Here is a 21,918-nt window from a genome sequence, read left to right as displayed (position 1 = left end):
GAAAAAAACCCGCAACATGCCGTTGCGGGAGAAAACTATCTTCTAATCGGTTCTTGCAGTGAGATGCATTCCACATAGCCCACCTCATGGCCAAACCAGTCATCTGCAATTTTTGCAAACTGATCACGTGCTCCTGTTGTCAGGAACTGATGATCCGGAACAATCGGAGACTGGTTCAGCAGCCCTTTATATGAGAGAATCGTGCTGACTTCCCTTGCTGTTTCATCGCCGGACGAAATAATGTTTACGTGCTCTCCCATATATCTCTGAATGGATTCTTTTAAAATAGGATAGTGGGTGCAGCCTAAAATCAGCGTATCAATCGATGTGTCTTTTAACGGATATAGCGATGTTTTGACAATCTCGTCTGCTGTTTTGTCAAGAAACTTCCCGCTTTCCACAAAAGGCACAAGCAGAGGGCAGGCTAGGTTCTCAACCTTTAGATCAGGATTTAATGCCAAAAGCGCCTCTTCGTACGCATTGCTCTTAATCGTATTCTCAGTACCGATGACACCGATATGCTGATTTTCCGTTACTTTTATCGCTGCTCTCGCACCCGGCTGGATCACTCCGACCACAGGTATACCGACACTGCGCTGGATATCTTCCAATGCGATCGCTGTTGCTGTGTTGCAGGCGATCACGAGCATTTTGATGTGGTGGTTATCGAGTAAATAATTCGTCAGCTCCCACGTATATTGAAGGACTTCTTCTTCAGGACGCGGCCCATATGGACACCGTTTCGTATCCCCGACGTAGATAATATTTTCTTTTGGTAGCTGTCTCATGATTTCCTTTGCAACGGTTAAACCGCCAACCCCGGAATCAATGACTCCTATTGGTTGTTCCAACAAAATCGCCTCATTTTCTCTTCATTTCATGCTGCAGTTTCATCAATGACTTTTCGAAGATGGCTATTTCTTCATCTGTAAACGTTTCGAACATATCACGCAGATATTCCTGCCTTTTGGTAATGACCTCTTGGATAATCCGTTCTCCTTCAGGCAGCAAATGTATCCGAACAACACGTCTGTCCGCCGGGTCCTTGACCCGCTCAACAAGCTCATTTTTTTGCATGCGGTCGATTAAGTCCGTTGTCGTGCTGCATGCTAAATACATTTTGCCCGATAATTCGCCGATTGTCATATCTCCTAATTCATAAAGCCATTGCAGGCCGACAAATTGCGGCGGCGTAATCGCATATTGGTTAAGGATTTCTCGTCCTTTTTGCTTAATGATCGCGGCAATGTGGCGGAGTGACTTTTCAATATCCGCAACATGCTCCAAAGGTTTTGATGTCATTTGTCCATCCCTCACTCAAGGATCTCTTACGCACAAAAGCGTTCCGTGTCTATTTTCCTTCTTTTTTGAAGAAAATGCAAGACTCGCTGGAGAGAAATAGAGGACTTTAGGCAAACAACATCAAATAGAAAAATTTGTTTTACGCCTTGCCATCCAAGTTTTGCATAGCATTCCAAATATGGTTTCGAACTAACCAAACAGCAATAACCGGCTCCTTCCTGAAAAGAAGGAATACCGGCAAGGATTAAAGCTCTAGCTCACCCATTCTAAGAAGCTCAACAACGGCTTGCGAACGCCCTTTCACACCTAATTTCTGCATGGCATTTGAAATATGGTTTCGAACGGTTTTCTCACTGATAAATAGCTCGCTTGCAATTTCCTTTGTTGTCTTATCTTGAACGAGCAATTCGAACACTTCTCTTTCTCTTTTCGTTAGCAGCGGCTTCGATTGAAATTCTTTCTCCTTCAAGTATTGTAACCCTCCTTGCTAAGGTGAGAGCGAATCAAAAACGAATGGGTTTTGATATAGTCGAGATATCATATGTAAGAAGGGCAAAGGAGGTGACGTTTACAAGAGAATTAGTTTATGGTGTATGGAGAAGGGTTTGTTTTTCCTCATCCGTCCAGCTGACAGCCTTGCCGCTATCCTTTGAGACTTGGACCATCACAACTGCTCCAGTAAAGCAAGGCTCGCCATTGCGGTTCTCTCCGAGATAATGCAGGGTAAGAGATGAGCTGCCGACAGCGCTTGTTTTCACATAGATGCGCAGCTCTTCATAAGGCATGACTTGGCGCAAATAATCGCATTGCTGGCTTGCCACGACCGTCATTGTCTGTTTGTTTTCATTCATCATATTCAGCTTTTTAAAATAAGAAATCCGTGCCTCCTCAAAGTATATAAAAGGCGTTACATTATTCATATGTCCAAACATGTCCGTCTCGGAAAATCGCACGGATACTTCATTAAAAAAAGAAAAGGATGTTTTCCATTCTTGGAACGGCATATCAATATAAGCGGGAAGCTTCATCTTTATTCATCTCCTTATTGTTAAAAAAACCTCTCCCATGCGGAAGAGGTTTTTTCTTCTTATACTCTGTCGCTTCCGAAGAAATTGCGGAACGCTTGTAAGTTTGTATCTCTGTTCAAGGCTGCAATGGATGTAGTGAGCGGGATGCCTTTCGGACAGGATTGAACGCAGTTTTGCGAGTTGCCGCAATCTGCAAGGCCGCCTTCATCCATCAGTGCTTCTAATCGGTCAGATTTATTCATGGCGCCTGTCGGATGTGCGTTAAACAGGCGGACCTGAGACATCGGTGCTGGCCCCATGAACTTCGATTTGCTGTTCACATTCGGGCAGGCTTCGAGGCAGACGCCGCACGTCATGCATTTTGATAATTCATATGCCCATTGACGGCGTTTTTCCGGCATTCTCGGTCCCGGTCCTAAATCGTAAGTACCGTCAATCGGTATCCACGCTTTTACCTTTTTCAATGAATCAAACATTCTGCTTCGGTCAACCTGCAAATCACGCACGACCGGGAATGTTTTCATTGGTTTTAAGCGGATCGGCTGTTCAAGCTGGTCGATAAGTGCCGTACAAGACTGGCGGGGCTTTCCGTTTATGACCATTGAACATGCGCCGCATACTTCTTCAAGACAGTTCATATCCCATGTGACAGGGGTTGTCTTTTCACCTTTCACGTTAACCGGATTCCGGCGAATTTCCATCAGAGCGGAAATGACGTTCAGGTTCGGGCGGTATGGAACCTCAAATTCTTCATCGTAAGGCGTGCTGTCAGCTGTATCTTGACGTGTGATAATAAATCGTATGGTTTTTTGTTCACTCATGATTTTTTCGCCACCTTCTTCTTCGAGTAATCCCGTTTCCGAGGCGTTATCAGTGATACATCAACATCCTGATACTCAAATTCCGGCGCTTCATACGGGCTTACATGTTTAGCCATTGTTGTTTTGAGCCATTCATCATCATTACGTTCAGGATAATCCGGTTTATAATGGGCGCCCCGGCTTTCATTTCGGTTGTATGCGCCAAGGGTAATCACCCTTGCAAGCTGAAGCATGTTCGAGAACTGGCGTGTGAACATTGCCCCCTGGTTGCTCCATTTTGTTGTGTCATTGATGTTGATCTTTTTAAACCGCTCCATTAATTCCTGAATTTTGTCATCCGTTTTCAATAGTTTGTCGTTATGGCGGACAACTGTGACGTTCGCCGTCATCCACTCCCCAAGCTCTTTGTGAAGAACATAGGCATTTTCGGTTCCGTCCATACTCATAATCTCAGCCCATTTTTCTTCTTCTTTTTTAACGTGAGCGTCGAATAAAGATGAAGACATGTCTTCTGCTGAAGATTCTAAGCCGTTTACATATTTCACCGCATTCGGTCCGGCCACCATTCCTCCGTAAATCGCGGAGAGCAGGGAGTTTGCCCCCAAGCGGTTGCCGCCGTGCATAGAGTAATCACATTCCCCGGCTGCAAAGAGTCCCGGGATGTTTGTCATTTGATCGTAATCCACCCATAAACCGCCCATTGAATAATGGACTGCCGGGAAGATTTTCATCGGAAGCTTCCGCGGGTCGTCTCCCATGAATTTCTCATAAATCTCAATGATGCCGCCAAGCTTGATATCAAGCTCTTTCGGATCTTTATGAGACAGATCGAGATATACCATGTTTTCGCCGTTAATGCCGAGCTTCTGGTTGACGCACACATCAAATATTTCGCGTGTCGCTATATCACGCGGCACCAAGTTTCCATAAGCCGGATATTTTTCCTCTAAGAAATACCACGGCTTCCCGTCTTTATATGTCCACACGCGTCCGCCTTCACCGCGCGCTGATTCACTCATCAGTCTTAGTTTGTCATCGCCCGGTATGGCTGTCGGGTGGATTTGAATAAATTCTCCGTTTGCATAATACGCTCCCTGCTGATAAACGATCGACGCAGCAGACCCTGTATTAATCATGGAGTTAGTCGATTTTCCAAAAATGATTCCCGGTCCGCCCGTTGCCATGATGACAGCGTCTGAACGAAAGGATTCAATTTGCATGTTTGTCAGGTTTTGCGCAACAATTCCGCGGCAGGTTCTGTCATCATCTAATACAGCGCCAAGGAATTCCCAGCCTTCGTATTTTGTAACCAGACCCGCAACTTCGTATCTGCGCACTTGCTCGTCCAGTGCGTAAAGCAGCTGCTGTCCCGTCGTCGCACCCGCATAAGCTGTTCTGTGGTGCTGTGTACCCCCGAATCGGCGGAAATCAAGCAGCCCTTCAGGCGTCCGGTTAAACATGACGCCCATCCGGTCTAATAAGTGGATAATAGAAGGCGCCGCTTCACACATCGCTTTAACCGGCGGCTGGTTTGCGAGAAAGTCTCCTCCGTATACAGTGTCATCAAAATGTTCCCACGGAGAGTCACCTTCCCCTTTTGTATTGACCGCTCCGTTTATGCCGCCTTGCGCACAAACCGAATGAGAACGTTTGACAGGAACGATGGAAAACAGCTTAACCGCCATTCCCGATTCCGCTGCTTTAATTGTCGCCATGAGGCCGGCAAGACCCCCGCCGACTACGATAATGCTTGATTGACTCATGATAGCCCCTCTCCCTCTAGTAATCTAGTACTCTTATACAAATGCAAAAATCGCTTTTAAGCCTACGTAAGACAGTGCAACAAAAATGATCAGCGTAACGTATGTCGAAATTCTTTGAGAACGAGGCGTTACCGTGATGCCCCATGTAACAGCGAAAGACCATAAACCGTTCGAGAAGTGGAAAATTGTTGATAAAACACCGACAATGTAAAAGCCAAGCATAGCCGGAGAGCTCAAAATATTCGCCATCATGTCGAAATTGACCTCAGCGCCCATTTGTGCGGCAATACGGGTTTCCCACACGTGCCAGCTCACGAAAATGAGGGTGATGATACCGGTTACACGCTGCAGGACGAAGAGCCAGTTTCTCATATAGCTGTATTGGCCTGCGTTATTTTTTGCAGTAAACGCTATGTACACACCATAAACTGCATGATAAATTAATGGTAAGAAGATAATAAAAATTTCCAAGGCATACCTGAAAGGCAGACTATCCATAAAATGAGCAGCACTATTGAATGCTTCAGCGCCCCTTGCGGCAAACTGGTTGACGACTAAATGCTGAATGAGAAAGATGCCGACCGGTATGACGCCAAGCAAGGAATGCAATCTTCGAAAATAAAACTCTCTGTTCCCAGACATTACTTTACCCCCTGTTTGATAAGTGCGAAATGTGCTAAATCTCTTCCCCCACTTCTTTCAATTGTAAGCACTTTATTAAGATTTATTGACAATTTCATTTTACTCCTCCCTCAAAAGGGCGTCAAGAAAACGCGTACATAAATTATAATTTTCCGAATTGAATAGTTGATTTAAAAATTTTATTTTATCAATATATGTTTCTGTTTAATTTTTCATAAGAATTATAGGATCATTCTGTAATCCTCCCCCCTGTTTGGGCTATAATATACCAAGGAGAGAGGGGAGACAGATATGAAGTCTAAATTTGAAGCATCTATTGACAACCTAAAAGAAATTGAAATGAATGCCTATGCCTACGAACTAATACGAGAGATTGTTCTCCCAGATATGCTTGGCCAAGATTACTCTTCCATGATGTATTGGGCAGGGAAACATCTCGCCCGTAAGTTTCCTCTTGAATCATGGGAGGAATTTCCGGCCTTCTTTGAAGAAGCGGGCTGGGGAACCCTCACCAACGTAAGCGCTAAAAAACAGGAGCTTGAATTTGAACTTGAAGGGCCGATCATTTCCAACCGGCTTAAACATCAGAAAGAGCCATGCTTTCAGCTGGAAGCTGGTTTTATTGCTGAACAAATTCAATTGATGAATGACCAGATTGCTGAATCATATGAACAAGTGAAAAAGAGAGCCGATAAGGTGGTTCTGACTGTGAAATGGGATATGAAAGACCCAGTGTAATCAAAAAGGCGGTGACTGCATAGTCCCGCCTTTTTGATTGTCATTACACAGCTGAAGGATGTTTTGAAAGCTCAAATGCATCGTGCAGCGCTTCGACCGCTTTCACCATGTCATTTTCGCTTACGACTGTTGATACTTTGATTTCAGATGTGCTGACCATTTTGATTAATATGTTTTTTTCCGCCAGTACAGCAAACATTTCAGCCGCTACACCAGGGTTTGAGACCATGCCGGATCCGACAATGGATACTTTGGCCAATTTGCTTTCTGTCTCGATTTTCTCGAATTCAAGCGCGTCTTTATATTCTTCAAGCACCGCAACGGTTTGGTCTGCGTCTTCTGTTTTAACAGAGAAGGAAATTCCGGTCTGATTGTCTCCAGCCTGCGTTTGGATAATGATATCGACGTTAATGTTTCTTTTGGCAAGTGTTGTAAAAATAGTAGACAGGGTTGTCAGGCCGCCAGTCAGCCCATAAATGGTTACCCTTGTGATTTGGTCTTCGAACGCAATGCCTCTGACAATTAAATTTTGCTCCATGGATGATTCCTCCTCAATTAATGTTCCCGCTTCTGTTTCTGTACTTGAACGCACTTCTAAAGGCACTTGGTAATTTTTCGCGAATTCAACAGCTCTCGGATGAAGAACGCCGGCGCCCAAATTGGCAAGCTCAAGCATTTCATCGTATGAGATACCGGCAAGTTTTCTCGCTGATTTCACATAGCGCGGATCGGTAGTAAACACGCCGGGCACGTCCGTGTATATGTCACATTTATCCGCTTTTAATGCGGCAGCCAAAGCAACTGCAGTTGTATCTGAACCGCCCCGGCCCAATGTCGTGATTTCGCAATCCTCTGTCATGCCTTGGAATCCTGCGACAATGACAATTTTTCCTTGCTCAAGCTGGTCTGCTAAAACCGAAGTGTCGATATCTGTGATCCTGGCGTTTCCGTGAACGGCTTCCGTACGGATTCCCGCCTGCCAGCCAGTATAGGACACAGCGTCATAGCCTTTTTCCTGCAGCGCCATTGAAAGCAAGGAAATGGTGACCTGCTCGCCCGTCGCCAGCAGCATATCCATTTCTCGTCTGCTCGGCTGGTCAGAAATTGCTTTTGCAAGGCCGACCAATTCGTCAGTGGATTTCCCCATAGCTGAAACGACAACAACGACTTGATGGCCCTTCTGTTTTTCTGCAATCGCGCGGTTTGCAGCATTTTGAATTTTTTCGACTGAGCCGACGGAAGTACCTCCGAATTTTTGTACAATAAGACCCATGTATGACCACCCTTTACATTTTGGTTCGTGCGGGTGAGGAGAAAGAGCGCTTTGTCCACAATAAAAAAAGCAACGAGAGGAATTGCTCTCATTGCTTACAATTAATCATCATGAATGATTATGAACAACGAGATAGCCCTCCAAGAAAATGATTTCTTGACAGCCTTACATTTATTCAATGCACGGCCAGCAAATAATATCGATGGGGTTTTATTTGCTTCGGCGACGCTCCCCTTTCAGCCTTTTTCACAGAATCCATCTTTCTCCAAAGGCTTACTCTTGAAGTTCGCACCTCTATCTTCACCATATAACACGATCTAACTATGAAATTAGTTCACATTTTATCAGATCTTTTTTAAAAGGACAACATTATTTTTGCAATTTGTCGTAAAGCAGCTGAGCTGCCGCTGCGGGAACACCCGCTTTTTGGATGTCCTCAAGGCTTGCTTCCTTCATTTTTTTAACCGAACCGAAATGCTTTAACAGCATTTTCTTTCTTTTCTCTCCGATACCCGGGATGTCGTCCAATACGGATTGAAACGCGCTTTTTCCGCGGATTTGCCTGTGAAAACTGATCGCAAAACGGTGCACCTCGTCCTGAATGCGCTGCAGGAGGTAAAATTCCTGACTGTTTCGTTCCAAATACACCGTCTCCAGCGGATCTCCGATTAATAAATTTGAAGTTCTGTGTTTTTCGTCTTTGGCTAAACCGGCGATTGGGATATCCAAGCCAAGTTCATTTTCAATGACATCCCTTGCAGCGTTGATCTGCCCTTTTCCTCCGTCAATAATGATCAGATCAGGCAGCGGCAGATTTTCGCGAAGCACTCTCGTATAGCGTCTTCTAACGACCTCTCTCATTGAGCCGTAATCATCCGGTCCCGTAACGGTTTTGATTTTATATTTGCGGTATTCCCTTTTGTTCGGTTTGCCGTCGATAAACACGATCATCGCGGAAACCGGGTTTGTCCCCTGTATGTTTGAGTTATCAAACGCTTCAATTCTGTGCGGAGTATAAATATTCAGTGCTTCACCGAGTTTATGCACAGCCCCGATTGAGCGCTCCTCGTCCCGTTCGATTAAGGAGAATTTTTCTTTCAGCGCGATTTTCGCGTTTTTATGGGCCAGCATAAGCAGTTCTTTTTTCGAGCCTTTTTTTGGCTGGTGGACGTTTGTTTCCAGCAGCTGTTCGATCATGGATTGATCAACGCTGTCCGGAACTAAAATTTCCTTTGGAAGGAAGTGGTTGTTTTTTGAATAGAACTGCCCGATGAACGTAAGAAACTCTTCATCTGCTTCCTGATAGAGCGGGAACATGCTGACATCGCGTTCAATGAGCTTTCCTTGGCGGATAAAAAAGACCTGTACGCACATCCAGCCTTTATCATAAGCGTAAGCGAATACATCACGGTCGACTAAGTCATTCATCGTCATTTTTTGTTTTTCCATCGTTGATTCGATATGGGCAATTTGGTCACGAAGCTCCTTTGCCCGTTCAAATTCAAGATTCTCAGCCGCCTCAAGCATTTTCTCTTCAAGCTCTTTTTTAACGTCGTTATAGCCGCCCTTTAAGAAACGGGTAATGCTCTCAACCAGTTCTCTGTTCGTCTCTTCGGAAATGTCCTTTACGCACGGAGCGAGACATTGGCCCAGATGATAGTAGAGGCACACTCTGTCCGGCAGCTTGGAGCATTTTCTGAGAGGGTACAGACGGTCGAGCAGTTTTTTTGTTTCCCTTGCGGCCTGTACATTCGGGTACGGCCCGAAATAGCGCCCTTTGTCTTTTTTGACATTGCGGGTGACAATCAGCCTTGGGTGGCGTTCATGGGTGAGTTTTATGAAAGGATAGGTTTTGTCGTCTTTCAGCATGACGTTGTATTTCGGATCATGCTTTTTGATCAGGTTCATTTCTAAAATAAGCGCTTCAAGATTGGAGGACGTCACGATATATTCAAAATCCTCGATTTCCGTCACAAGCCTTTGTGTTTTCGCATCATGAGAACCGGTGAAGTAGGAGCGCACTCTGTTTTTCAGCACTTTTGCTTTTCCTACGTAGATCACAGTCTGCTGCCGGTCCTTCATGAGATAACACCCGGGCTGATCGGGAAGGAGGGCGAGTTTTTCTTTCAGTTGTTTGTTCATATGTTACCCTTCCTTAAATTTAGTCCTTTGCTTCCAGTTTAACACGAACAGGTGTTTTTCTCCATGGTTCACGATTAGCGAATAAAAAAAGCGATCCCTCAATTGGAATCGCTCTGGCATGTAAGCAGCCGAAAATTAAAGATGTTTGTTTACAAGCTCTTGAAGCGCTTCTTTCGGTTTGAAGCCGACAGATGTTTCAACAACTTCTCCATCTTTTAAGACAAGAAGTGTCGGGATGCTCATAACGCCGTATTTGCCGGCTGTTTCTTGGTTCTCATCTACATCGATTTTTACGATTTTTAGTTTGTCGCCCATTTCTTGATCCAATTCTTCAAGAACAGGTGCAATCATTTTACAAGGTCCGCACCAAGGTGCCCAGAAATCAGCCAGTACGACGCCTTCGCTTGTTTCAGCTGAGAAAGATTGATCAGTTGCTTTTACGATAGCCATTATTGAATTCCTCCAATTGTGAAATGATGATTTTTAGTATAGCATCTCCCATTCGTTCACGCTATTTAAATGCTTATAAATTATTTTTTCCTGATCACAATCGGTTTACTCATGTTTATCTGGATTGAATGGGCTATGTCACTTTGCATTAAAACACGAATCTGATAATGGCCCCAATGACTACAATCGCCCCGATGATCATTAGAATAGTACGAAGCATAGAATAACATCTCCTCTTCACTGTCATGTACCTTTACCATGCCCTGCCGGAGCTGTTTTAAAACATGAAAAAGAGCGCCGGCATGAAGCTCCGGCGCTCTAGCTCGCTCAAGAATCAGCACGCAGCGTGAGTAAGACGACTGACATTGGCGGGAGTTTTACTTTCAGTTTGTTTTTGTTGAGCGTGTATTGGCTGAAAGATTCCGGTTTGACGTGATGAGGATCGTCAAACGTGTTATGTGCATTCATTTTGTCAGCCGTCAGAATGATTCCGGAATGGTCCGCTGCCTTGTGAAGACCCCTCAGCTCGATCTCAGCCTCCGCTTTGTTTTGGTGATCGATGTTGCAGATCGTGATATTGATATCGCCTTCTGCATGTTTTGAGGCTGAAATACTGATTTGCGGCAGCGTTTCACCCTTCCATTCATAGTCAGCAGACGTTGTTTCAGTGTCTAAAAGAGAGGCGTCCTGGTGTACCTTAAACATCTCAAATACATGGTACGTCGGTGTCAAAAGCATCCGCTCTCCCTCAGTCAAAATCATCGCTTGAAGAACGTTTACGGTTTGGGCGATATTGGTCATTTGCACTCGGCGGCAATGCTGATGGAAAATGTGGAAATGAGAAGCCGCCACCAGTGCATCACGAATGGTGTTTTGCTGATACAGGAAACCAGGGTTCGTGCCTGGCTCAGGATCAAACCACGTGCCCCATTCATCAATAATCAGCCCGACCCGCTGCTCTGGATCGTACCGGTCCATAATCGTGCCGTGTTTTTGAATCAATTCATCGATGTATTTGGCTTTTTTCATCGTAATGAACCATTCATCCTCCGTGAAATCTGTGGCTGATCCTTTGCCTTTCCAGAAATCACCCGGAATCGTGTAATAATGAAGACTCAATCCATCCATCAAGCCAGCGGCTTTTTTCATGAGCACGTCCGTCCAATGAAAATCGTCCACATTTGCGCCGCCTGCAATTTTGTATAGTTCATTCCCGCTGTAATTGCGGACATAGGTTTGAAAACGCCGGTATAGATCTGCGTAGTATTCAGGATGCATGTTGCCGCCGCAGCCCCAGTTTTCATTGCCTACGCCGAAATATGTCAGCTTCCAAGGCTCCTCTCTTCCGTTTTGTTTTCTCCAGTCTGACATCGGCGTGCCTTCTTCAAACGTCATATACTCGATCCATTCCGCCATTTCCTGAACCGTTCCGCTTCCGACATTGCCGCAAATATAAGGCTCGCATTCAAGCAGCTCGCAAAGCATCATAAATTCATGCGTTCCGAATTCATTTGATTCAATTGTACCGCCCCAGTGCGTGTTAAGCATCGTCTTACGGTCACCGACACCATTTGCCCAATGGTATTCGTCCGCAAAACACCCGCCCGGCCACCTGAGGACAGGAATATTCAGCTGTTTGAGCGCTTCCAGCACATCCTTTCGTATTCCGTTTATGTTAGGAATGTTCGAGTCCGTTCCGACCCAAATCCCCTCATAAATCCCTCTTCCTAAATGTTCCGCAAAATGACCGTATATATTTTTGTTAATGGTTCCTTTTACAATATCTGTTTGGATCACTGCTTGATGTTCAGACATGCATGATCATTCCTTTCATACAAATATGAAAAGCACCACAGTCAAATATGTGATCTGTCTTTTGCCTGAGGAGTCAGCATGAATGTAAGCGCTTTTAAAGTAACCATATTATATATGTTCGTACATGTCAACGACATTTTTCCTAAAATTTATATTTGTACGTATGTATTCAAAAATATAAAAACCCCGAACTTCAGCAGTCCGGGGTTTTCTTTACGAGTGTATATTTAATTGTTTGAATTCCTCAGTTAATAACGGGACGACTTCAAATAAATCGCCTACGATGCCGTAATCCGCTATTTTAAAGATATCCGCTTCAGGGTCTTTATTGATGGCGACTATCACCTTGCTGTTTGACATGCCGGCCAAATGCTGGATGGCGCCGGAAATGCCGCAGGCAATGTACAAATCCGGGGTAACGACTTTCCCGGTCTGCCCGATTTGGAGAGCGTAATCGCAATAATCAGCGTCACACGCCCCGCGAGATGCCCCGACTGCGGCCCCCAGCACCTCGGCAAGCTCTTGCAGCGGCTGAAATCCTTCCTTGCTTTTGACTCCGCGGCCGCCTGCAACGATAATTTTGGCTTCGGAGAGATCAACGCCGTCCGCTGTTTTTTTCACGACTTCTTGGATAACGGTGCGGAGGTCGGTAAGAGAAACATCAACGCTTTCGATATTCCCCGACCTGCTGGCGTCTTTTTCTGAAGCTTGAATATTATTAGGGCGAATCGTTGCAAAAATCAGCGGATCGGTTGAAATGACGCGTTCAAATGCTTTCCCCGAGTAAATCGGCCGCGTGAACACGACATTCTCTCCGGTAACGCTTACATCTGTAGCATCAGAAATTAAGCCTGTTTGCAGCCGGGCCGCGAGCTTCGGTGAAAGGTCTTTGCCCATTGCCGTGTGCCCGCATATGACTGAATCGGGTTTTTCTTGGTCAATAATGGCCCTCATGACCTGGCTGTATCCGTCTGCCGTGTATGCTTTCAGCTTCGGGTCCTCGGCTGTGAGAACTTTATCGGCTCCGTAATGGATAAGCTCTTGTGCAACGCTTTGTACATTTTCTCCGATGAGAACACCGATGACTTCCCCATCGCCTGAAATGGTTCTTCCTGCAGCTAATGCTTCAAAGGTGACATTCCGCAATTCTCCATCGCGAATTTCTCCGAGTACGATCACTTTTTTTCCCATTCTAACATCCCCCTGTTTCTTTGAATGTCCAAGCTTTAAATGACTTTAGCTTCGCTGCGGAGCAATGAGACGAGCTCTTTTGCCTGTTCGGCAGGCTCACCTTGGAGAAGCTTCCCGGCTTCTTTTTTCGGCGGCAGAAAACGTTCAATGGTTTTCATCTTAGGTTCGGCATCCTCTTCGTCCAGATCAAGGTCATCAAGTTCTAGCTCTTCAAGCGGTTTTTTCTTGGCCTTCATAATTCCCGGAAGCGATGGGTAGCGCGGTTCGTTTAAGCCCTGCTGAGCTGTGACAAGCAATGGAAGTGTTGTTTTGATTTTTTCAACATCACCTTCGACGTCCCTTTCTGCTTCTGCATCAGTGCCGCTGATTTCGAGTTTGGTGATCGTTGTGATGCACGGAATGTCCAGTAGCTCGGCAAGCCGAGGCGCTACTTGTCCGGAACCTCCGTCAATGGCAACATTTCCGCCGAGAATTAAATCAAACTCCTGATCCTTCATATAGTGGTATAAAACTTGAGAAATGGAATATTGGTCGGGCTCCTCGAGATCATCTTCTATGTTGATTAAAACGGCTTGGTCACATCCCATGGCAAGAGCAGTGCGCAATTCTTTCTCCGCTTCTTCGCCGCCGACAGTGACGGCGGTGATCGTGCCGCCGTGCTTTTCCTTCAGCTGGATGGCTTCTTCTATCGCGTACTCATCGTATGGATTAATGATCCATTCCGCTCCGTCGTCCTGAATCTTTCCTGCTTCAATGACGATTTTTTCTTCTGTGTCAAACGTCCGTTTCATCAGTACAAATAGATTCATGATCATATCCCCTTTTATTCGCCTTTGAACTGAGGCTTTCTTTTTTCGAGAAATGCCTGGATGCCTTCTTTGGCGTCCTCTGACTCAAATGCTTCTCCAAACCGTTTTGCTTCAAGCTTTAAGCTGCCTTCATAGGAATACACCTTATTGGAATATAGAAGCTCAAGCAGAGATGCCAGCGTTTGCGGGCTTTTTTCTGCAAACTTAGCGGCAAGTGCCTTTGCTTTTTCAAACACTTCTGCTTCATCTTTTGCTCCAATTGACACAAGTCCGAGATTAAGCGCTTCTCTTCCGGATATCGGTTCTCCTGATCCGATGAGCTCTAGTGCTTTGGCTGTACCGACATATCTCGGAAGACGCTGTGTTCCCGCAAAACCCGGTATGATACCGAGGTTAAGTTCCGGTAGCCCCAGCTTAGCGTCTTCTGCCGCAATTCTGATATGACAAGCCATCGCAAGCTCCAGCCCGCCTCCAAGAGCAGCACCGTGAATTGCCGCGATAATCGGTTTTGGGAAGCCTTCAATTCTTTCCATTAGCTGCTGGCCGCGCTCAGCCAGCAGTGAGGAATCCTCATTGCCTTTAAGCGATGTAAATTCTTTAATATCAGCCCCGGCTGAGAAAAATCTTCCCTCACCGTGAATGATAATGCTTCGTACGCCTGCATCTGTCTCACATTGATCAAGACAGGAGGACAGCTCTTCTAATATCCGGCTGGAAAGCGCATTTGCCGGCGGATTGTGGATCGTCAAGACTGCCACAAATTGATCAACCGCTAGTGAAATTGCATTCATAGGACAGAACCCCTTTACTTATTGTGAATTCCGGACACCAACAATTCTAAAACGCTGTCTGACAAGGCAGCGAGATCGTACTTTTGGTCATTCATCACCCAAGTTGTCACGGTTTCGTCAATCGTTCCAAAAATCATCTGCCGGGCGAGGCGGACATCGAGGCCTTCTTTTAATTCGCCTGATTGTATACCTTCCATCAAAATACTATCCAAAATATTTAAGTAGCCTTTTAATATTTCATTGATTTTCTGGCGCAGCTCCAAGTTTGACTGGCGGAGCTCAAGCTGAGTGACAATCGCGAGATTATGATCATCCGCTAAAAGGGAAAAATGCTTTGAAATCACAAGCGCCAGTTTCTCTTTCGCTGTTGTCTTTTCTTTTATGTCCTCTTCCATCCGCTCAATAAATTGGCCCATTTTTTCTTTGAAAAGAGAAATTAAAATGTCTTCTTTGTTTTTGAAATAGAGGTAGATGGTGCCGTCCGCCACTCCGGCTTGTTTGGCAATTTTGGATACCTGTGACTGGTGGTAGCCGTTTTCCGCAATAACTTCTACTGCTGCATCAATAATCTGCATATACTTTGGCCGTTTTTGCTTCAATGTTCATCGTTCCTTCCTATAGAAATGAATGACTATTCATTCATAATTTCATGATAAAAAGGATTTTCGACTTTGTCAAGTTTATTCGCATGTATTCTCTTTTTCTTATGTCATTTGTTATTTGACATGATGATTTTCGGCTTCTTCTTCAAGTAAACGCCTTCTTAAAATTTTTCCGACTGCCGTTTTCGGCAGCTCTTTTCTGAATTCATAGGCTTTCGGCACCTTGTAGGGAGCGAGGCGGGATCTCGCAAAAGTGTCCAGTTCCTCTGCATCGGCTTTTGCGCCTTTCTTTAACACGACAAATGCTTTTACTGTTTCTCCTCTATAGGAATCAGGCACACCGGTAACGACAATTTCCTGGATGGCTTCATGTTCATAAAGTGCTTCTTCTACTTCACGCGGATAAATATTGTAGCCGCCCGCGATGATGATATCCTTCTTCCTGTCGGCAATATAGAAAAAGCCCTCTTCATCCATATAGCCCATGTCTCCGGTAAACAGCCAGCCGTCTCTCAGTACAGCGGCAGTTTCCTCCGGTTTGTTCCAATATCCTTTCATGACTTGCGGACCTTTTACAATGATTTCTCCATGCTCATATGGAGCGGCATGCTCACCCGTCTCTTCCGAATAGATCGCTGCGTCAGTACTCGGCCAAGGACAGCCAATACTGCCCGGCTTGTTTTTCCCCCAGATAAAATTGGCATGTGTCACTGGGGATGCCTCAGACAAGCCGTAGCCTTCCACAAGCTTTCCGCCAGTCACCTTTTCAAATTTCTGCTTTACCTCCACAGGGAGTGCGGCTGAGCCGCTAAGACAGCTTTTAATGGATGACAGATCATAATGCTGCAATTCGGGGTGATGCAAAAGGCCAATGTAAATTGTCGGTGCACCCGGAAAGAGAGTCGGTTTTTGTTTGTCGATGATTTTCAGCGTTTCGAGCGGATCAAACTTAGGAAGAAGAATCATTTCGAAGCCTAGTTTAATCGAATAATTCATCACTGCCGTCAGTCCGTATACGTGAAAAAACGGGACGATGCCCAGCACTTTTTCAGCCCCTTCCTTCACATCGTACATCCAAGCGGAGCACATTTCAGTATTGGCCAAAATGTTTTGGTGCGTGAGCATGACTCCTTTTGGAGCCCCCGTTGTTCCTCCTGTATATTGGAGGACAGCGATATCATGTTCAGGATCGATCTTCGGGATTGTCAAGAGCTCAGTTTTTTCCTCCTTCATGCTGGAAGCGAACATGTGAATGTGATCTTTTCTGTCAAAGTCGATGTGCACTTTTTGTTTCTGCGTCAGCGGGTAAAGAATATTCTTCGGAAAAGGCAAATAATCTTTTACGCTGGTGATCAAAATCTGCTCCACAATTGATAACGTTTTCATTTTTATTGCCTTCGGGAAAAGCAAATCTAAGGTGATGATCACGCTTGCCTCAGCATCTCTCAGCTGGTATTCAAGCTCGTGCTCGGTATAGAGCGGATTCGTCTGCACCACAATGCCACCGGCAAACAAAACGCCATAATAAGAAATCACTGTTTGCGGGCAATTGGGCAGCATGACAGCCACTCTGTCTCCTTTTTGCAGGCCATTGCCCTGCAAAAAAGCTGCGAGTTTAAGAGCATCCGTCAGAATGTCATGAAAGGTGAGTTTTTTTCCATAAAAAGATATTGCGGTTTTGTCAGGGAATCGTGCGGCGGAGTCTGTCAGGATGGATTGCAGGGTTTGGGTCGGCAACGGAAGCTCATGCGGGATATCTTCGGGATACTCGGCTAGCCACGGCTTTTGAGACTGCATAAAACCTCCCCTTTCGGTTTTAGAGTTCACCCTACTATTATAGCAGATGGACGGCAAAAAAAAGAAAAAGAAAGGAAAATCTTTCTTTTTCTCAAAATATAAACAGATATATAAGACCAATCAACAAAAAGATTCCCGCCGCGGCGAGCAGTATTTTTGCAAGCTTTTCCATCTATTCTCCGTCCCCTTATATTCCGGCTGCCACAACAAATGAAAGCCCGACAGAAATGACAAATGAGATAAAGCCGACAGCCCGGTTATCATTCTCGATTTCCTTATCAATTTTAAATCGCGGAGTCAAAAACTCAAAAATAAAGTAGCTTAGCAGAAGCATAACAAATCCGTAAACGCCCCAGCCGATCATTTGCAGCAGAGAATTGTGCTGGGAGATGGAATGCTGAAATACGTTTGCGATTCCTAAAATTTTTCCGCCGGTCGCCATTGCCACCGCAAGATTTCCTTTTTGAATCTCTTCCCAGTTTTTATAAGCCGTGACCAGCTCAAACACAGTCAAAAAGAGGACGAGGCAGAGAACCGCGACACTGTAATACGCCGCGATTTCCACAAGCTCGTTTTCCCAAAAATCACTCATGGCCATACTCCCTTTTATTTTAGTTCAACAACCGTAACGCCTGATCCTCCCTCACCTGCTTCACCGAAACGGGAGCTTTTGACGCTGCGGTGGTTTTTCAGAAGATCCTGCACGCCTTTTCTTAAAGCGCCGGTTCCTTTTCCGTGGATGATTGACACTCTTGGATATCCGGCTAATACTGCATCGTCCAAGTATTTTTCAACACGGCTCAGGGCATTTTCATAGCGTTCACCGCGAAGATCAAGTTCAAGTGATACATGATAATCCTTTCCCTTGACCGCCGTAATGATTTTTTCTTTTTTTGGTTCCGGAGCTGATTTGATAAACTCCAGGTCTTTTTCTTTTACTTTCATTTTTAATATGCCGATTTGAACATTCCACTCATTGCCGCCGGTTTTTTCAAGCAGTGTTCCTTTTTGCCCGAAGGTGAGGACTTTCACCTCATCACCTGGCTTGAAGTCACGTTTTTGCGTTTTCGTTTTTTCCGGTTTTTTGGACTTTTCAAAAGTAGGAACTGCGCCTTCTAACCGTTTCTTCGCGTTGATCAGCTCGTGATCCTTGAAGGATTTGTGTTCTTCTTTTATTGAGCGCAATTCATGAATAATGTCTTCGGCTTCTTTCATTGCCGCTTTTACTTTTTCAGCCGCTTGCTGTTCAGCCTCCTCGAGCATTTTGTCTTTTTTGCTGTTGAGCTCGATGATTTGCTGCTGCAGCTCTTTATGCAGTTTTTCTGCTTCTTTTCTGATTGATTCTGTCTCAGAAAGCTCTTCTTCCGCACGTTTTTTGCTTTGTTCCAGCGACGCAATCATCGTATCGACTTCGTTATGCTCGGCTGTCATTTCTGATTTCGCCTGCCCGATGATATGGTTCGGGAGCCCAAGGCGTTTTGAAATTTCGAAGGCGTTGCTTCGTCCCGGCACACCAATTAAAAGTTTATAGGTCGGCGACAGCGTTTCGATGTCAAATTCCACGCTGGCATTCATCACGCCTTCTCTGTTATAGCCGTACGCCTTCAATTCCGGATAGTGCGTCGTTGCTAACACTCTTGCATTAGTGCGATGTACGTCATCCAAGATGCTCATAGCGAGGGCCGCCCCTTCTTGCGGGTCTGTCCCTGCGCCCAGTTCATCGAAGAGCACTAGGCTGTTTTCATTGACCTGTTCTAAAATGCCGACAATGTTCACCATATGGGATGAGAACGTACTTAAGCTTTGCTCAATCGACTGTTCATCGCCGATATCAGCGAATACATGCTCAAATACCGCGGCTTCTGATCCTTCATCCGCCGGAATATGAAGACCGGATTGCGCCATCAAGGTTAACAGGCCTAACGTTTTAAGGGTGACTGTTTTCCCCCCGGTGTTTGGCCCTGTAATGACAATGGTTGAAAAATCGCCGCCAAGCTCGATGTCATTGGCAACCACCTGATCAGGCGGAAGCAATGGATGGCGGGCTTTTTTCAAACGGACAAAGCCGTTGTCGTTCATGATCGGTTTTGTCGCTTTGACCGCTTTTGCGTACCTTGCTTTTGCAAAAATAAAGTCAAGCGTCTGCAGTACGCGCAAATCTAGAAAGAGCTCTTCTGTGTGTTCAGCCGTTTGCTCTGTCAGCACGCGCAAAATCCGTTCAATTTCTTGTTTTTCTTTCACTTTCGCCTGCTGAAGCGAGTTGTTCATATCTACAATTGCCTGTGGTTCAATGAACAGTGTTGCACCTGAGGAAGAAGTGTCGTGCACAATTCCTCCGTAGCTTGATCTGTACTCTTGTTTGACCGGGATCACAAAGCGGTCATTCCGAATCGTAACGATCGTATCAGACAGCATTTTTGAGGCGGAAGAGGAGCGCAGCATTGACTCTAACCGGTCTCTGATTCTCGATTCAAGTGTTCTGAGCTGTGTGCGGATTCCTCTTAATGTTTCCGACGCGTGATCAAGCACTTCTCCATGATCATCGATGCAGGAATTAATGTCCCGCTCTAAATCGGACAGCGTGATAAGCTGTTCAGCATGCTGATGGATCAGCGGAATGTCCACGCCATCTTCAGCCATTTGGCTAATAAAATGTTTCATTTGTTTAACTGCATAAAGCAGGCCTGAGATTTCAGTGAATTCTGAGGGACTGAGAACGCTGCCGATTTCCGCCCGTCTTAACGCTCCTCTGATATCAGTAAGGCCGCCAAATGGCGCCTGGCCTCTCAGCCTGATAATGGCAGAAGCTTCGTCTACTTCATCCAGCTGTTTTTTGATTTCGTCTATAGAAGCAGAAGGCTTAAGCTCGAGAAGCATTTCTTTTCCGAGCGATGAAGCGGCATGCTCAATAACCTGTTCTTTCACTTTATGAAATTCAAGAGCTGATAATACTTTTTGCTGCACGATTGTGTGAGCCTCCTTACTTAATCGTTGCGCTTCAGAAATGCCTCTACGTCTTCAAGCGATCGGGCATTCAGAACGTTTTTCGTTTCCGTCCATCCTTTGCGCGCGGCAGTAACGCCGGTTTTCATATCTTCTAACATCTCAATATTATGGGCATCAGTATTAATCACCAATGTAACCCCTTGTTCGTTTGCTTTGATTAAATGTTCTGTGCGCAGATCGAGACGCGCAGGGTTGGCGTTGAGTTCAAGCGCCGTATTTGTTTTCTTCGCAAGCTCAATAAGCTTGTCAATATCAATTTCGTAACCGGCCCGTCTGCCGATCAGGCGTCCGGTCGGATGTGCGATAATGTCAACATGCTTGTTGGCCAGTGCCGTCTCAAGCCGTTTCATAATGACGTGTTCCGGCTGATTAAAGCTGGAATGAATCGATGCAATGACGATATCCATTTCCGCCAGCACGTCGTCATCATAATCAAGCGTGCCATCAGGCAGGATATCCATCTCGACACCTTTCAAGATACGGAAATTCTTGAATTCCGCATTGAGCACGTCAATTTCTTTTGCCTGCTGCTTTAGTCTTTCTGCAGTCAGCCCGTTGGCGACCTTTAAATATTGCGAGTGATCGGTAATCGCCATATATTGATAGCCTTTATTCATGCATGCTTCAGCCATCTCTCTGATCGAAAATGCACCATCGCTCCACGTTGAGTGCATGTGGAGATCTCCTTTGATTTGCCCGGGCTCTATCAGTTCAATGCTGTCCCTGTAGGTTTCCACTTCTTTCCCGCTTTCACGGAGCTCCGGCGGAATCAGCGGAAGGCCGAAGTGCGCATAAAATTCACGTTCACTCGGAAATGTTTTGATGTCTCCGGTTTCAACTGTCTCGACACCGTATTCACTGATCCGCTCGCCGCGTTCTTTCGCGATTTGGCGCATCTTAATATTGTGATCCTTTGATCCCGTAAAATGATGAAGTGTTGTCGGAAACTGCTCTTCCGTCACAAGACGGAAATCGACGCTTGTTTCATATTCAAAGGAAAGGATGACAGATACCTTCGTATCTCCGCTCGCGATCACGCTTTTGATGTTTGGCAGTGCAAGAAGCTGCTCTCTTACTTCAGCCGGGTAATCTGTGGCAATGATATAATCCAGATCCTTCACCGTTTCCCGCGCTCTGCGGAGACTTCCGGCACGAGAAAATTTGATGATATCCGTAAATTGAGAAAGGTGCTCTTCAATGTCCCGGGCGATCCGGAGGGCGTAGCCAATCGGGAACCGTTCAGGCTGTTTTCCGGCTTCTCCGAGCGCCTGCAATATTTTTTCTTCTGATTTTTTGCCGAAGCCCGCAAGACCTTGTACCTTTTGCTGTTCACAGGCTTCCTTCAGGGATTCTGCATCATGTACGCCGAGCTCTTTATACAGCTTTGCGATTTTTTTGCCGCCGAGCCCCGGCAGCTTCAATAAAGGCACGAGCCCTTCCGGCACTTCTTTCTGCAGCGATTCGAGCGTGCTTGACTTTCCTTCATCTATATACTCTTTAATGACGCTGTACGTTCCTTTTCCAATGCCGGACAGCGACATCATATCGTCCATTTCTGATAAGCTGCGGTCGTCCTGTTCCAGGGCTGCCGCTGCTTTTCGGAAGGCGGATACTTTAAACGGGTTGTCCCCTTTGAGTTCCATGTAGACTGCAATGGTTTCAAGCAGCCGGATAATGTCTTTTTTATGCATACAATAACCCCCAGACGTTCACATATGTTTCCATCATACTCGAAAAAAACTTCTCCG

20 protein-coding genes and 1 riboswitch are annotated in these 21,918 nt (G+C 45.6%); of the genes, 1 reads left to right on the top strand and 19 read right to left on the bottom strand.

Annotated features, from left to right (window positions below):
* Positions 1–35: 35 nt before the first annotated feature.
* The 7 genes from racE to sdhC all read right to left on the bottom strand — a co-directional run bounded on the left by racE (position 36) and on the right by sdhC (position 5,556).
* Entirely contained in the window at positions 36–854 is an 819-nt protein-coding gene (gene racE / locus Q5C82_RS08895; protein WP_079996433.1) for a glutamate racemase, read from the bottom strand.
* Positions 855–861: 7 nt separating this feature from the next.
* A complete protein-coding gene (locus tag Q5C82_RS08890; protein WP_003222521.1) occupies positions 862–1,302 on the bottom strand; it encodes a MarR family winged helix-turn-helix transcriptional regulator in 441 nt (146 codons plus the stop codon).
* A gap of 244 nt (positions 1,303–1,546) precedes the next feature.
* Positions 1,547–1,771, bottom strand: coding sequence for a spore germination transcription factor GerE (gerE, locus tag Q5C82_RS08885; RefSeq protein WP_003184172.1), 225 nt, complete (start codon positions 1,769–1,771; stop codon positions 1,547–1,549).
* A 115-nt stretch (positions 1,772–1,886) separates the two neighbouring features.
* Positions 1,887–2,330: a thioesterase family protein gene (locus Q5C82_RS08880; protein ID WP_003222520.1), complete on the bottom strand. Its 444-nt coding sequence runs from the start codon at positions 2,328–2,330 to the stop codon at positions 1,887–1,889.
* Between the two features lie 59 nt (positions 2,331–2,389).
* On the bottom strand, positions 2,390–3,151 hold the full coding sequence (gene sdhB / locus Q5C82_RS08875; RefSeq protein ID WP_003222517.1) for a succinate dehydrogenase iron-sulfur subunit: 762 nt from the start codon (positions 3,149–3,151) through the stop codon (positions 2,390–2,392).
* Positions 3,148–4,914, bottom strand: a complete 1,767-nt coding sequence (gene sdhA / locus Q5C82_RS08870; RefSeq protein ID WP_003222515.1) for a succinate dehydrogenase flavoprotein subunit — start codon at positions 4,912–4,914, stop codon at positions 3,148–3,150. The genes sdhB and sdhA overlap by 4 nt, the downstream gene beginning before the upstream one ends.
* A gap of 33 nt (positions 4,915–4,947) precedes the next feature.
* Positions 4,948–5,556: a succinate dehydrogenase cytochrome B558 gene (gene sdhC / locus Q5C82_RS08865; RefSeq protein WP_003222512.1), complete on the bottom strand. Its 609-nt coding sequence runs from the start codon at positions 5,554–5,556 to the stop codon at positions 4,948–4,950.
* 291 nt (positions 5,557–5,847) lie between these two features.
* Between sdhC and Q5C82_RS08860 the strand changes: the two genes are divergently transcribed.
* On the top strand, positions 5,848–6,294 hold the full coding sequence (locus Q5C82_RS08860; RefSeq protein ID WP_003222508.1) for a YslB family protein: 447 nt from the start codon (positions 5,848–5,850) through the stop codon (positions 6,292–6,294).
* Positions 6,295–6,337: 43 nt separating this feature from the next.
* On the opposite strand, the gene Q5C82_RS08855 is transcribed toward Q5C82_RS08860, so the two are convergent.
* The 12 genes from Q5C82_RS08855 to polX all read right to left on the bottom strand — a co-directional run bounded on the left by Q5C82_RS08855 (position 6,338) and on the right by polX (position 21,861).
* Complete coding sequence (locus tag Q5C82_RS08855; protein WP_003222504.1) at positions 6,338–7,567, bottom strand: aspartate kinase; 1,230 nt, start codon at positions 7,565–7,567, stop codon at positions 6,338–6,340.
* Positions 7,568–7,692: 125 nt separating this feature from the next.
* Positions 7,693–7,872: riboswitch (Lysine riboswitch) on the bottom strand.
* A gap of 64 nt (positions 7,873–7,936) precedes the next feature.
* On the bottom strand, positions 7,937–9,709 hold the full coding sequence (gene uvrC / locus Q5C82_RS08850; RefSeq protein ID WP_003222502.1) for an excinuclease ABC subunit UvrC: 1,773 nt from the start codon (positions 9,707–9,709) through the stop codon (positions 7,937–7,939).
* A gap of 135 nt (positions 9,710–9,844) precedes the next feature.
* Entirely contained in the window at positions 9,845–10,159 is a 315-nt protein-coding gene (trxA, locus tag Q5C82_RS08845; protein WP_003222500.1) for a thioredoxin, read from the bottom strand.
* 327 nt (positions 10,160–10,486) lie between these two features.
* Positions 10,487–11,974, bottom strand: a complete 1,488-nt coding sequence (gene abfB, locus Q5C82_RS08840; protein WP_003222497.1) for an alpha-L-arabinofuranosidase AbfB — start codon at positions 11,972–11,974, stop codon at positions 10,487–10,489.
* 213 nt (positions 11,975–12,187) lie between these two features.
* The gene (gene etfA, locus Q5C82_RS08835; RefSeq protein WP_003222494.1) at positions 12,188–13,165 is read right to left on the bottom strand and encodes an electron transfer flavoprotein subunit alpha; all 978 of its coding nucleotides are present in this window, start codon (positions 13,163–13,165) and stop codon (positions 12,188–12,190) included.
* A 35-nt stretch (positions 13,166–13,200) separates the two neighbouring features.
* Positions 13,201–13,974 carry an electron transfer flavoprotein subunit beta gene (gene etfB / locus Q5C82_RS08830; protein WP_003222492.1) on the bottom strand — a complete coding sequence of 258 codons (774 nt, stop codon included), beginning with the start codon at positions 13,972–13,974 and terminating at the stop codon, positions 13,201–13,203.
* 14 nt (positions 13,975–13,988) lie between these two features.
* Positions 13,989–14,765: an enoyl-CoA hydratase gene (locus Q5C82_RS08825; protein ID WP_003222490.1), complete on the bottom strand. Its 777-nt coding sequence runs from the start codon at positions 14,763–14,765 to the stop codon at positions 13,989–13,991.
* 14 nt (positions 14,766–14,779) lie between these two features.
* Positions 14,780–15,364, bottom strand: coding sequence for a fatty acid metabolism transcriptional regulator FadR (gene fadR, locus Q5C82_RS08820; RefSeq protein WP_003222489.1), 585 nt, complete (start codon positions 15,362–15,364; stop codon positions 14,780–14,782).
* Positions 15,365–15,481: 117 nt separating this feature from the next.
* Complete coding sequence (lcfA, locus tag Q5C82_RS08815) at positions 15,482–17,164, bottom strand: long-chain-fatty-acid--CoA ligase LcfA (RefSeq protein WP_003222487.1); 1,683 nt, start codon at positions 17,162–17,164, stop codon at positions 15,482–15,484.
* Positions 17,165–17,351: 187 nt separating this feature from the next.
* The gene (locus Q5C82_RS08810; RefSeq protein WP_003222485.1) at positions 17,352–17,756 is read right to left on the bottom strand and encodes a DUF350 domain-containing protein; all 405 of its coding nucleotides are present in this window, start codon (positions 17,754–17,756) and stop codon (positions 17,352–17,354) included.
* Positions 17,757–17,770: 14 nt separating this feature from the next.
* On the bottom strand, positions 17,771–20,128 hold the full coding sequence (locus Q5C82_RS08805) for an endonuclease MutS2 (protein WP_003222482.1): 2,358 nt from the start codon (positions 20,126–20,128) through the stop codon (positions 17,771–17,773).
* 20 nt (positions 20,129–20,148) lie between these two features.
* Complete coding sequence (gene polX, locus Q5C82_RS08800) at positions 20,149–21,861, bottom strand: DNA polymerase/3'-5' exonuclease PolX (protein WP_003222479.1); 1,713 nt, start codon at positions 21,859–21,861, stop codon at positions 20,149–20,151.
* Positions 21,862–21,918: the final 57 nt, after the last annotated feature.

Origin of the sequence: uncultured Bacillus sp. (genome assembly GCF_958411575.1) — a bacterium.
Lineage (GTDB): Bacteria > Bacillota > Bacilli > Bacillales > Bacillaceae > Bacillus > Bacillus spizizenii.
This window is presented reverse-complemented; position numbering and strand designations above follow the sequence as displayed.